We start from the raw sequence: 11,989 nt of genomic DNA, 5'->3' as shown, positions 1-11,989 counted from the left end.
TTGTGTTTATAGCTATTATTTTTTTGTATGAAGAGTTGGTTTGAGGTTCTTATTATTCAGATCAGGCTGTAGTGGGTCGGGTTAATTAAACGGCAGCAATGTGTCAGACAGGTGACTAATAAATGAAAGAAATATTTTAATTAACCCCTCATTTTTACCAGGCAAAAAAAATGCCCGCAGAAACCTGCGGGCATTTTTCATCAGGGCGTATTGAGTCTGAAATTACTCAGCTTCAATGAATACCTTGATAGCAGCAGCAACGTCAGTGTGCAGCTGGATAGCCACGTCGTATTCGCCAGTTGCGCGAATAGGACCTTCTGGCATACGGATTTCGCTCTTGGCTACAGCAACACCAGCAGAGGTGATGGCTTCAGCCAGGTCGCGAGGACCGATAGAACCGAACAGCTTACCTTCGTCGCCTGCCTTAGCAGTCAGGGTCAGTTCGATTTCTGCCATTTCAGCAGCGCGCTTCTCAGCACCAACCAGCTTCTCGGAAGCTGCTTTTTCCAGTTCAGCACGACGAGCTTCGAAAGCAGCTACGTTGTCTTTAGTAGCTGGAACAGCTTTGCTGAATGGGATCAGGAAGTTACGACCGTAACCAGCTTTAACGGTTACCTTGTCGCCCAGATCGCCCAGATTGGCGATTTTCTCAAGCAGGATAACGTCCATCGCTAACCTCTTACCTTTATTTTGGCCCGTTCTGTGCAATTCGGTTTGCCGCCCTTCGGCGGAAATCAAACACGCTGTCAAAACAGGCTGTCAAAACAATAACCGGGTATGCCAGTTGCGTGACGAAAATCAGCAACATATACATGCCTACCAGCCAGAAGCTTCCCAACTGTTTCAGGTTTACCAGCCCGTGAACGAGGGCAACACCTGCAATAAACAGTGGCAGCGAAGCTATTGGAATCAACGCTGTCAACACAGGTGACAGGGTTGTTCCTCCCAGAGTCAGGGCCAGCAAAGCAATGCTGGCAACAGGTGGCAGTATCAGCTGGCGGAACTCTTTACCGAACCCGCCAGGGTTGTATAACGCTGACTGCCAGGCTCGCGCCAGGACCAGCGACAACACACTGCTTGCCAGGGTAAACCAGGCAAGCATTCCTACCACGCCGTACTCAACTAACGGTTTCAGCTGAGTTCCTATGTCGACCGTGCTCTCTGCACCCTGCCCCGGCAGAATCTTCACAAGAAGACCCATCACTGCCTCGGTGAGCAGGGCGATTTGCTGCGGTGCCAGCTGGAACAGTGAAAGAGCCATTGCTCCCCCAACCGGAACCAGCGCCAGGAGTGTCTTCGGCCAGGAAACCGTCTGGCGTAATGTACAGGCCAGTATCGTAGTCGATACCAGACCTGTTATTACGTTGAACTGACCAGCGGCTGCCCAGCCTATCGCCGGAAGCAGAGCCCACATCAGCAGTTTCAGACCATGGTCAATACCGCGTCGCAGTATCACCAGGGCAATAACGGCTGAACTGAGCCAGAACAACATTGGGATGCTGGCAAACAACACGGCCAAAAACAGTGCCTGTCCGGGGCCACGCATTGCATAATTTGCCAGTCCACGCATTAGCTATACCTTAGTTCCAATTACCGGATATCAGTGACGATCGGTGAATGGCAGCAGTGCCACGTAACGAGCGCGTTTGATAGCAGTAGCCAGCTGACGCTGGTAACGAGCCTTAGTACCGGTAATACGGCTAGGTACGATCTTACCAGTTTCAGAAATGTAGGCTTTCAGGGTGTTCAGATCTTTGTAATCGATCTCTTTCACGCCTTCAGCGGTGAAACGGCAAAACTTCCTGCGACGGAAAAAACGTGCCATGACAACGTCTCCTTAAATTAAGCGAGTAATGATTATTCAGCAGCTTCTTCTGCTGGAGCAGCTTCAGCAGCTGGAGCTTCTTCACGACGCTCTTCACGACGATCTTCGCGACGGTCGTCACGACGATCACGCTTCTCTTCAGCCTGCATCATGATGGAAGCTTCAGTGATCGCTTCGTCACGACGGATAACCATGTTACGGATAACGGCATCGTTGTAACGGAAGTTATCAGTCAGCTCGCTCAGGACTTCGTTGCCACACTCAATGTTCATCAGAACATAGTGAGCTTTGTGGATTTTGTTGATTGGGTAAGCCAGCTGACGACGGCCCCAATCTTCCAGACGGTGTACCTGACCGCCATTTTCGGAGATAGCGCGGGTGTAACGCTCTACCATCGCTGGTACTTGCTCGCTCTGGTCTGGGTGAACCAGGAAAACAATTTCGTAATGACGCATTATTTGCTCCTTACGGGTTAAACAGCCTCCCGCTCACGTTTCAGCTAGCCAGTAGCCAGCAGAAAGTGCGGTAAGGCAAGGAGTTGGACAAATGTACCAAGTACTGACAACCCGAGAGCCACCAGAACCCTGCACACTTAGCCCAGCATACAAAGAGCCGGAATTTTAGAGAACTGTGACCATCGTTGCAAGCAGGATCGGTCACCGGAAGGTACGTGCATTCGCTACCTGCTCAGGGCATTCAACCGGCTCCCCACTTTCTGGCGGCTTCAGGTGTCAGGAATGCTGACACTTTTTTTATGTCATTCAACCAGTTAGCTCAATAAACTGCCTCAGCACTAAAACCATAACCTTTTCGGCGCGCATAGAATCACGCGCATGATTTTATTTGCAGAGCCAACTGAAAAGCAGTATGGGGTGCAGATTCCATAATGATTATGCATTACTATTCAGTACTATCTCCTGTCAGCATGGAGCTTTTTGAGTGACACCAGTAACCCCCTATGATCTGCATCTGGCAGGCAATAGCCTGCAGAAATATGAAAGAATATTCAGCAGAGCCGTAAACTCCTGCGGGACAATGCTCGAAAGAGACCTTGCAGAGTTTACACAAAGCCTGGTTCAGGTTGAGGCATCTTCAATAGTAGAGTGGAAATCCCTCAATGAAGACAGTGATAAGCTGTGTTTCAAAAGCTGGGCATCGATCAACAATTATAAAAACGCCTATTGCCTGATCGTAATTCAGAAACAGTTGTTCAAAACGCTCATCGAAAAAATTTTCGGAGGACGTTTAGATAAATCTTTCTCACAAGATGAAGCAAGACAGCCGACTTCTGCGGAATGGCGCTTATATGGTCGCATTGTCAATCTTCTACTTAGCCACATGAAAGAGTCCATGTCTTCAGTGGGTGAGTTCAATATAGAAATGCTGAGAGATGCCCGGGAGGCTTCTGATGCTTACAGAATACACAATAAAAAAACTGATCACATAGCCTCGGATATCTTTCAGGTAAATATTGATGGAGCGTCCGGCTTTATCAAAATTGAATACCCGACCATGGTTCTCAAACAGGCTATAGAACGCAGTTCAAAAAAGAATAATGCAGAATCGATGGCAGATCAGCTAAAGCGCTCGCTTTCCTTTGTGCCTCTGGTGCTGACAGCCAGTATTGCAATGGACCAGATATCACTTGAAAAACTGCTGTCCATGAATGAGGGTGACTTCCTGCCTTTCCCTGACACATCAGCTACCGTTGTATCGGTTGCGGGAAAACCATTCTACACAGCAGACATAATGATTCAGGATAATGAACAGCTGGCGGCAGTTATTTCCGAGCCAAACCGATGAGACTCAGGCGCAGCTGCCTGTACTGCGCCTCAAACACCCGATAATTACGACCGCTGCCGTACGGCTTCAAACAGGCAAACGCCGGTAGCAACCGACACGTTCAGGCTGCTGACGGTACCCGCCATCGGAATAAACACCAGAGAGTCGCATTTATCCCGGGTCAGGCGACGCATCCCTTTCCCTTCAGCACCCATCACCAGTGCCATAGGACCTTTCAGGTCGGCCTCATAGACATTGCCAGCACTTTCTCCGGCAGTACCAATCATCCAGACGCCACGCTCTTTCAGCCACTCCATGGTACGGGACAGGTTAGTTACCTGAACCAGTGGAACATGGTCGGCTGCACCGCAGGCTACCTTTCTGGCGGTAGCGTTCAGGCTCGCTGATTTGTCTCTTGGGGTAATCATGGCATGCACACCGGCAGCGTCAGCAGTGCGCAGGCACGCACCCAGATTATGAGGATCAGTGACGCCATCCAGAATCAACAGAAAAGGTGGCTCCTCCAGATTGTCCAGCAGGTCTTCAAGGTCACCTTCACGATAGACTTTTGCCTGCGCGACACGGGCAACAATCCCCTGATGCACACCGCTATCCACTCTGCCATCCAACCGGTTACGTTCTACAAAACGTACCGTCACACCAAAACGACGAGCGTCGTCAACCAACTGATTGATCCGCTTGTCTGTCCGGCCTTTCTGAATCATAAGTTCCAGCACTTTTTCCGGTGAGTGCTCAAACAGGCTCTGCACAGCGTGCAGGCCAAAAACAACATCATCATTCATGGGAGTCGTTCAATCCTGTAAAAAACCTTACTGCTCAGATGGTTTTGACACTCTGCCAATGCGATTTGAATAACCTGAACCAGGAAGGAAAAATCATGCAGCCAGTAACGGCGATAAAAAGGGAAGCAGGGATATTAACACGGCAACCCGCTCCAGGTCTGTCGCAGTACGCTTCAGAAAAACCCAGCGTGAAAAAGGTTATAGCGATTATAGGGAAAAATCCCATCTCATTATTGCAAATGATAATTATTGTTATTTGGTTTTATATCTATCTTGAATGAGCCTGCAAAACACAATTTTTTTTGGAGATGCCAATGCGACTACGCAAACCCCACTTATTCATTGCGGCAATGTCATTCCTTTCGACATCCCTGCTGCATGCTGCGATAAGCCCTGAATGCTCAAAATACAACCATTTATCCGAACACTATAAAACCTGTAAAGCATACGACAAAGATAAAGTAAAAGTGTTATCAGGTATTACTGACCTGAGCGCAACAGTCAATAGCGCCAAAGAAGGTGAGCTGCTTATCATTCCAGCTCGCGATACAAATAACCCTTATCTTCTGACAGCGCCCCTGACCCTTAAAGAAGGCATGGGACTTCTATCTACAGGCAAGGGAAGCCAGGGCTTCTTCCATATTGCACCGGGTTTGCATTTCAGCATTGGTGACGACACGGTCTACAGTCTGATGAAAATGGCAGAGGGCAGCACCGTTACAGGCCTGGGGATTGATGCCAGAAGGTTCAGCTCTACAGAAATTAAAACACTCAAGAATCTGTCAGTTGAGAAAACCCTGGTCCATGCTAAAGGTATTAAGCAATTCACTCTGACCTGGTCCAGTCTCTTTGGACGCGCAGGCTTAAAGTCAACGGTATGGGCAGACAATGAAGGGAGTAGCAGCGCTGAAAGTGGTGTACACAAAATAGGCCGAAGCTGGCTTGATTCCAATGGTGCCGAAAATATCGCTATTTTCGCTGGAGCCGGAGCTGGAGCATCAGAAAGCCCACAGGAAGTGAATTTGAAACATCTGATGGCCATCACATCGGGAACCCCCACCAACTCTGATCACCAGTATGGGCTGTGGTTGAAAAATGTGAAGGGCGAAGTTGAGCACAACTATCTCTTCATGCCCGCCAGTACCGGCAGTCAGAAAAGAACCTTTCTGGCGCTGGATGGACTGACAGACCCAACTAAAGGTAAACAGCCAACTGTCGCCGAAAATTACTTTTACTCCAAAAACAAAGATTTAACTCAAAACGATAGCGCTTTACAACTTCTCCAGAGTTCGGATCATCACTTAAATGTCCATATTTTTGCCAACGGCATCACCAATAATATGCTTATTACCAGCGATAACAGCCCTAACGCTGGCAAGCTTGTTCTCCGCGAGGAGAATTATCGGATGCACCCATTAAAAACAACCCCAAGCTGGGAGAAATTTTTTGATGAAACCAATGATATAACCATGTGGCCAAGAGGTGGCACTTGTTTCACACCACTGTTTGCTGTAACTGACCTCAACCAAACTATGACGGATACAGGCAACGACGCCTGGCAGGAACTCTGTGGCCAGGGCATAAAAGATCATGATTTTGGTCTGACCTATGACTATGAGGGCGATAATTACAGCTACTTAATGGCAAAAATCAAACAACTGAAATCTGATGTCAACGACTATAAGATTGGAACATTCTCAGGCTGGGGGGCATTTGCCTTTACCTGGATCGGTATTATTAGCAAGGGCTTCTATTCATGGCGTAAGGGAAATTTCGGAACATAAAATAACAAGCCACTATATCTGCTGACCCCTCATTTTCACAAAATGTGAAAGTGAGGGGTAGGCTAGCCATCACGAGGAAGCTTTACGCTTTCTCGGCTGACGCCCTTTCGGCCTGGCTTGAGACTGGTTTGTATCAGCTTTTGCCTTACCTGTATTCTTTCTGGAAGATTTGGGGCTGCTTACATTTTTAGCCTTGTTCTTCTGCCCTTTGGGTGGCTTACGTCTCTTGCCACCCCTTTTTCCCTTCTCATCATCTTTTGCCGCTTCCATCAGTGCTTTCTTGGCAGCACGGCTTTTGGCGACACTGGCTAACTGTTTACCACCTGCTTTTTTTGATCCGGTTTTGCGGCTGCTGCGAGGCTTCCGAGGCTTTAGTGGTGCGCCGTCTGCCAGTTCAAAGTCCACCTTTTTATCTTCCATGTTGACATTGCTGACGATGATTTCCAGCTCATCCCCTAGACCAAAGCGCCGGCCTGTACGCTCACCACGCAGACATTGGTGAACATTGTCGTAATGGTAATAGTCGCCGGGAAGACTGGTGACGTGTACCAGACCTTCAACAAAGATATCTTCCAGCGCCACAAACAGACCAAAGCCGGTAACGGCTGAAACAACGCCCGTGTAAGTCTGGCCAATGTGCTGTTGCATGTACTCACACTTCAGCCAGTCCATGGCATCACGGGTTGCCTCATCCGCCCGGCGTTCGGTGGTTGAGCAGTGCTCACCCATGGCTTCAACCTGTGCATCGTCGTAAGGGTAAATCGTCTTGCGATTCATATCCCTGGCACCGACACGGGTCACATGACGACTGGGAACGGGTGAACGAACAATATGACGAATGGCACGATGCACCAGCAGGTCCGGATAACGGCGAATCGGAGACGTAAAGTGGGCATAGGCATTAAACGCCAGACCAAAATGCCCCTGGTTGTCCGATGTGTAAACTGCCTGACTCATGGAACGCAGCACCATGGTCTGGATCACCTGAAAATCAGGGCGATCCCGAACTTCTTCCAGCAAAGCCTGCAAATCGGCGGGTTGAATTTTACCCTGTGGAACCGACAACCCAAGGCTGCCCAGAAACATATTCAGGTTCAGTCGTTTTTCCAGCGTTGGACCTTCATGAACCCGGTACAACCCCGGTACACCATGCTTTTCAAGAAAACGGGCTGCGCACACATTGGCACTCAGCATGCACTCTTCAATAATTTTGTGCGCATCATTGCGAACCGCAGGCACAATTTTATCGATCTTGCGGTTGCGACCAAAAATAATCTGGGTTTCAACGGTTTCAAAATCAATGGTTCCACGACTCGCCCGCACCTGTTTAAACACTTTGAACAGGTTGTACAACTCTTCAATATGGGGAACCAGCGCCTTACGCTGCCGACGATTCTCTTTACCGTCATCAGACAGCGGTCTGTCGAGCATCGACCAGACCTGATTGTAAGTCAGTCGGGCATGGGATCGGATCAAACCTTCGTAGAATTTGTAGCCTGAAATTTTACCTCTGGCACTGATGGTCATTTCACAGACCATTGCCAGTCGATCGACCTCCGGGTTCAGAGAACATAAGCCGTTGGATAAAATTTCCGGCAACATCGGAATAACCGTACCGGGAAAGTACACCGATGTACCCCGGTTATGAGCTTCTTTATCAAGCGCCGAACCGGGTCTTACATAATAGGACACATCCGCAATGGCCACATAAAGACGCCAGCCCCCGCTTTTTTTGGTTTCGCAGAACACCGCATCGTCAAAATCGCGGGCATCTTCGCCATCAATAGTGACAAACGGCACCTCGCGCAGATCAACCCGGTGTTGTTTATCCCTTTGAGCTACTTCAGATTTAAAGTCCGCAATCTGTTCGTCGACTTCCGGCGGCCATTCCCGGGGAATACCGTGGGTGTGAACGGCCACATCCACTTCCATGCCTGCATCCTGACGCTCTCCCAGAATCTGTTTGACCAGACCCATCGGCTGCGTTCGCCGACCCGGTTGCTCAATGATTTCCAGCAGAACATACTGCCCCTGGGAAGGCATAATGGGGCCGGGCTTAACCAGAATCTCACGACCAATACGGGAATTTTCAGGCACAACAATACTGGAACCGGATTCTTCGTAATACCTTCCCACCAGCTGGGTGGTGTTACGCTCAAGAACTTCAATGACCTGCCCTTCCCGACGACCACGACGGTCAACGCCTGTTTCCCGCACAACCGCACGATCACCATCAAACAACTGACGCATTTCTCGCCAGGACAGGTACAGGTCTTCAGACCCGTCATCAGGAATCAGGAAGCCAAAGCCGTCTTTATTGCCCTGCACCCGACCTTTAACCAGGTCCATTTTACTGAGCAGGCCAAAGGTACCTTTGCGGGTTTCGTGCAGTTGCCCGTCACGAATCATAGCCTTGAGGCGAAACAGCAGGGCTTCACGCTGTTCCGGTTCGGTAATTTTCAGCTCTGCGCACAATGCCTTATGGCTGGCAGGAGCACCCCGCTGATCAAGGAGCTCCATGATAAAAAGTCTGCTGGGAATCGGCGTGGCATAGCGGGATGCCTCTTGAGCCGCCTGTGGGTCGGTGTCTTTCCACCCTTTGGACATGCGGTTATTTAACCTCTTGGCATTGGGAACAGAACATAGTCGTTGCTATAGTGGCTGGGTGTCTTTTCCGGAATTGATGTTTGAGCATAGGTTTAGTGTAACCTGAAGCCCTCCTGTGACGATAGAAATTGCAGGTTTATGTCAACAGTCAGATGCTGTTAGTAAGCTTTTTCGGCAGGATGTTTAAAGCTTACAGGAAGGATCAACGGGATTGAAAGACTGGCACTCTCACGCCGGGCGGCACCCACCACCTGAGTGGATCAGGTGATGGGTGATGCATCAAACGATCAACCGAATGGCTGGTTCAGAATGATGGTTTCTACACGATCAGGGCCGGTAGAAACGATGTCGATTGGTGTGCCAACCACTTCTTCCAGACGACGGATATAAGCACGGGCGTTTTCAGGCAGATCATCCAGGTTCTTCGCGCCGAAAGTGGACTCAGACCAGCCCGGTACTTCTTCGTACACTGGCTCCAGCGCTTCGTACTCGTCGGCATCAACCGGAGTCGTGATAGACTCGCCTTCAGCGTTCTTGTAACCGGTACAGATCTTGATGGTTTCCAGACCGTCCAGTACGTCCAGCTTGGTCAGACACAGACCAGATACAGAGTTGATCTGTACAGACTGACGCAGTGCTACCGCGTCGAACCAGCCACAACGACGTGGACGACCAGTGGTTGCACCAAACTCGTTACCCTGTTTGGCCAGGTGCGCACCCACTTCATCGAACAGTTCGGTCGGGAATGGACCGGAACCTACACGTGTGGTGTAAGCCTTGGTGATACCCAGCACGTAGTCCAGGTACAGAGGACCAAAGCCACTACCCGTAGAAACGCCACCCGCAGTGGTGTTGGAAGAAGTTACGAACGGGTAGGTACCGTGGTCGATATCCAGCAGGGAACCCTGCGCACCTTCGAACAGGATGTTATCGCCTTTGCCATGGTGTTCGTGAATACGGTCAACCACACGGTCTACCATTGGCGCAATGTCCTTGCCCATGGCCAGTGCTTCGTCCAGCACTTTCTGATAGTCAACCGGCTCAGCCTTGTAGTAGTGCTGCAGAGCGAAGTTGTGGTATTCCATCACTTCTTTCAGCTTCTGGGCAAAACGCTCAGGGTGCAGCAGGTCAGCGACACGCAGACCGCGACGAGCAACTTTGTCTTCGTAAGCCGGACCAATACCACGACCCGTGGTACCGATTTTGGCTTTACCACGCGCAGCTTCACGAGCCTGATCCAGTGCAACGTGATAAGGCAGGATCAGAGGGCAGGAAGGACTGATCTTCATGCGCTCACGTACAGGTACGCCGCCGTCTTCCAGCATGTGAATTTCTTTCAGCAGAGCTTCAGGGGACAGTACAACACCGTTACCGATGTAGCACACAACGCCTTCACGCAGGATTCCGGATGGAATCAGGTGCAGAACGGTTTTCTCGCCATCAATCACCAGGGTGTGGCCAGCATTATGTCCACCCTGAAAGCGTACTACCGCTTCAGCCTGCTCGGTGAGCAGATCCACGATTTTACCTTTGCCTTCATCACCCCACTGGGTGCCCAGTACGACAACAGTCTTACCCATGATACGGTCTCTTTAATTCATAACAAAACAGCTATACTGTCGTACGACAAGTGTTAGCTGTATACAGCAAATAGTGACTGTGGTGATCTATAAGGATTCAACCTGCCAGTCTCCGTCACGGCAAACCAGCTGCTGATTGCAGCCAGAGCTTACCGCGTCTGTCTTTTGCCCCGGTAACTCGATGATTACCCGCAGGCCCTGCTGACGCAGCTTCCGAACAACGGCGGAATCCGCATCAGCCGGTGCAAAAATGATTGCCCGTGATTCAACGTCACACGGTTTAAAATCCAGCAGGGCTTTCAGATCGGTACTGAAGCCTGTTGCCGGACGAGCACGACCAAACATCCTGCCCACGCCATCATAACGACCGCCTTTGGCAATCGCCTGTCCATGTCCGGGAACATAAGCAGCAAACACAACCCCTGTGTGGTAGTGATAACCACGCAGTTCTCCCAGATCCAGATAAAGGTTCACTTTCGGGTACTGCCGGGTAATGGTTTGCGCAATATTTTCCAGCGCATCCAGTGCTGCGAACACTTCCAGAGGTGCATTGGCCAGAACATCCCTGGCTTTTGCGATGACATCCACCTTACCTGAAAGCCCGGTTAAAGCCCTGAACATTGGCACAACATCCGCGTCTACATGCCAGTGTGCCAGCAGTTCTTCAACTTCACAGGTTGCCTTGCGCTGCAAGGCATCAAACAACAGCTGTTCCTGATCCTTGTCCAGTCCGGCACTGGCTACCAGCGCACGGTAGATCTGTACATGACCAAGATCCAGGTTGGGGGAATCCATGCCCACGACACTGAGGGTTTCCAGCATCAGGGAAATCACTTCAATATCGCTTTCCGGCCCCGTATGACCATACAACTCAGCACCCAGCTGAATCGGTGAACGGGACGCACCCAACGACGCAGGCCGGGCATGAAAGACACTGCCTGCGTAGCAAAGCCTTACCGGACCATCATCCGTCAGGTTATGCGCATCAATGCGGGCTACCGCAGGCGTGGTGTCTGCCCGCAATCCCATGGTGCGGCCGGTCATCAGGTCCGTCACCTTGAATATCTGCAGCTCGAGGTCGTGACCAACGCCGGCAGTCAGTGATTCAAGAAACTCCAGATGCGGAGGAATGACCAGGTCATAACCCCAGCAATCAAATAAATCCAGCATTTCCCGGCGCAAAGCTTCTGCTCTGCGAGCCCGGGGCGGCAAAATTTCTTCAATCCCATCTGGCAACAGCCAGCGATCGGCGACGGTCATAACAGCCTCTCTTGTTAGCTTATTTCAGGCAGTGTTCGTAAATAATCTGTCTGCAGGTACAGGCTATTTACGGACAATGTCTGGAAACTAGCTAACGAGGGTCAACAGAACCACACCAGCCAGCATGCTGATAAAACCCGCTATACGCAGCTGCCGATCATCAATCTCTGAGAGCTTTGCGACCAGGTTGCGCCAGCGCTGTGGATAAAGGAAAGGAAGAATACCTTCCAGCACCAGCATCAGGCTGATGGCAATGAGCAATTGCTTGCCAAATTCCACGTGTAAACCTCATACACGAAAAAACCGGGCGAAACCCGGTTTGTGGTATATTACCACCGGCAGCGCAAG

Annotated in this window: 12 protein-coding genes; 3 read left to right on the top strand and 9 right to left on the bottom strand. The window is 50.3% G+C overall.

All coding sequences use genetic code 11. The features are described from left to right. Positions 1 to 222 precede the first annotated feature (222 nt). Genes rplI through rpsF form a run of 4 tightly spaced genes read right to left on the bottom strand, consistent with a single transcriptional unit; the run spans position 223 to position 2,280 of the window. Complete coding sequence (gene rplI / locus V5J35_RS14270) at positions 223 to 669, bottom strand: 50S ribosomal protein L9 (RefSeq protein WP_354007784.1); 447 nt, start codon at positions 667 to 669, stop codon at positions 223 to 225. Between the two features lie 16 nt (positions 670 to 685). Next, a complete protein-coding gene (locus V5J35_RS14265) occupies positions 686 to 1,570 on the bottom strand; it encodes a YybS family protein (protein ID WP_354007783.1) in 885 nt (294 codons plus the stop codon). 30 nt (positions 1,571 to 1,600) lie between these two features. Further along, positions 1,601 to 1,825, bottom strand: a complete 225-nt coding sequence (rpsR, locus tag V5J35_RS14260; protein ID WP_262564899.1) for a 30S ribosomal protein S18 — start codon at positions 1,823 to 1,825, stop codon at positions 1,601 to 1,603. A 32-nt stretch (positions 1,826 to 1,857) separates the two neighbouring features. Beyond that, entirely contained in the window at positions 1,858 to 2,280 is a 423-nt protein-coding gene (gene rpsF, locus V5J35_RS14255) for a 30S ribosomal protein S6 (RefSeq protein WP_354007782.1), read from the bottom strand. 484 nt (positions 2,281 to 2,764) lie between these two features. On the opposite strand from rpsF, the gene V5J35_RS14250 reads away from it, so the two are divergent. Continuing rightward, positions 2,765 to 3,628 carry a FliM/FliN family flagellar motor switch protein gene (locus V5J35_RS14250; RefSeq protein WP_354007781.1) on the top strand — a complete coding sequence of 288 codons (864 nt, stop codon included), beginning with the start codon at positions 2,765 to 2,767 and terminating at the stop codon, positions 3,626 to 3,628. A 44-nt stretch (positions 3,629 to 3,672) separates the two neighbouring features. Here V5J35_RS14250 and rlmB read toward each other — a convergent pair whose 3' ends face one another. Next, positions 3,673 to 4,410, bottom strand: coding sequence for a 23S rRNA (guanosine(2251)-2'-O)-methyltransferase RlmB (rlmB, locus tag V5J35_RS14245; RefSeq protein ID WP_354007780.1), 738 nt, complete (start codon positions 4,408 to 4,410; stop codon positions 3,673 to 3,675). A 95-nt stretch (positions 4,411 to 4,505) separates the two neighbouring features. Here rlmB and V5J35_RS14240 point away from each other — a divergent pair, with 95 nt between their 5' ends. Continuing rightward, entirely contained in the window at positions 4,506 to 4,691 is a 186-nt protein-coding gene (locus V5J35_RS14240) for a hypothetical protein (RefSeq protein WP_354007779.1), read from the top strand. 33 nt (positions 4,692 to 4,724) lie between these two features. Continuing rightward, complete coding sequence (locus V5J35_RS14235) at positions 4,725 to 6,194, top strand: hypothetical protein (protein WP_354007778.1); 1,470 nt, start codon at positions 4,725 to 4,727, stop codon at positions 6,192 to 6,194. Positions 6,195 to 6,263: 69 nt separating this feature from the next. On the opposite strand, the gene rnr is transcribed toward V5J35_RS14235, so the two are convergent. The 4 genes from rnr to V5J35_RS14215 all read right to left on the bottom strand — a co-directional run bounded on the left by rnr (position 6,264) and on the right by V5J35_RS14215 (position 11,920). Continuing rightward, positions 6,264 to 8,801 carry a ribonuclease R gene (gene rnr, locus V5J35_RS14230; RefSeq protein WP_354007777.1) on the bottom strand — a complete coding sequence of 846 codons (2,538 nt, stop codon included), beginning with the start codon at positions 8,799 to 8,801 and terminating at the stop codon, positions 6,264 to 6,266. 287 nt (positions 8,802 to 9,088) lie between these two features. Further along, positions 9,089 to 10,381: an adenylosuccinate synthase gene (locus V5J35_RS14225; protein ID WP_354007776.1), complete on the bottom strand. Its 1,293-nt coding sequence runs from the start codon at positions 10,379 to 10,381 to the stop codon at positions 9,089 to 9,091. A gap of 87 nt (positions 10,382 to 10,468) precedes the next feature. Next, positions 10,469 to 11,641, bottom strand: coding sequence for an ATP phosphoribosyltransferase regulatory subunit (locus tag V5J35_RS14220; protein WP_354007775.1), 1,173 nt, complete (start codon positions 11,639 to 11,641; stop codon positions 10,469 to 10,471). A gap of 87 nt (positions 11,642 to 11,728) precedes the next feature. After that, complete coding sequence (locus V5J35_RS14215; RefSeq protein WP_354007774.1) at positions 11,729 to 11,920, bottom strand: DUF2065 domain-containing protein; 192 nt, start codon at positions 11,918 to 11,920, stop codon at positions 11,729 to 11,731. Positions 11,921 to 11,989 lie beyond the last annotated feature (69 nt).

Source organism: Endozoicomonas sp. NE40 (genome assembly GCF_040549045.1).
Taxonomy (GTDB): Bacteria; Pseudomonadota; Gammaproteobacteria; order Pseudomonadales; family Endozoicomonadaceae; genus Endozoicomonas_A; species Endozoicomonas_A lisbonensis.
Note: the sequence above shows the minus strand (reverse complement) of the source record. Positions and strands in the feature narration are given on the sequence as shown.

Excerpts from the sequence above, each read along its gene's own strand:
- rplI (WP_354007784.1), bottom strand. The coding sequence starts at position 669 with ATGGACGTTATCCTGCTTGAGAAAATCGCCAATCTGGGCGATCTGGGC.
- V5J35_RS14265 (WP_354007783.1), bottom strand. The coding sequence starts at position 1,570 with ATGCGTGGACTGGCAAATTATGCAATGCGTGGCCCCGGACAGGCACTG.
- rpsR (WP_262564899.1), bottom strand. The coding sequence starts at position 1,825 with ATGGCACGTTTTTTCCGTCGCAGGAAGTTTTGCCGTTTCACCGCTGAA.
- rpsF (WP_354007782.1), bottom strand. The coding sequence starts at position 2,280 with ATGCGTCATTACGAAATTGTTTTCCTGGTTCACCCAGACCAGAGCGAG.
- rlmB (WP_354007780.1), bottom strand. The coding sequence starts at position 4,410 with ATGAATGATGATGTTGTTTTTGGCCTGCACGCTGTGCAGAGCCTGTTT.
- V5J35_RS14240 (WP_354007779.1), top strand. The coding sequence starts at position 4,506 with ATGCAGCCAGTAACGGCGATAAAAAGGGAAGCAGGGATATTAACACGG.
- V5J35_RS14235 (WP_354007778.1), top strand. The coding sequence starts at position 4,725 with ATGCGACTACGCAAACCCCACTTATTCATTGCGGCAATGTCATTCCTT.
- rnr (WP_354007777.1), bottom strand. The coding sequence starts at position 8,801 with ATGTCCAAAGGGTGGAAAGACACCGACCCACAGGCGGCTCAAGAGGCA.
- V5J35_RS14225 (WP_354007776.1), bottom strand. The coding sequence starts at position 10,381 with ATGGGTAAGACTGTTGTCGTACTGGGCACCCAGTGGGGTGATGAAGGC.
- V5J35_RS14220 (WP_354007775.1), bottom strand. The coding sequence starts at position 11,641 with ATGACCGTCGCCGATCGCTGGCTGTTGCCAGATGGGATTGAAGAAATT.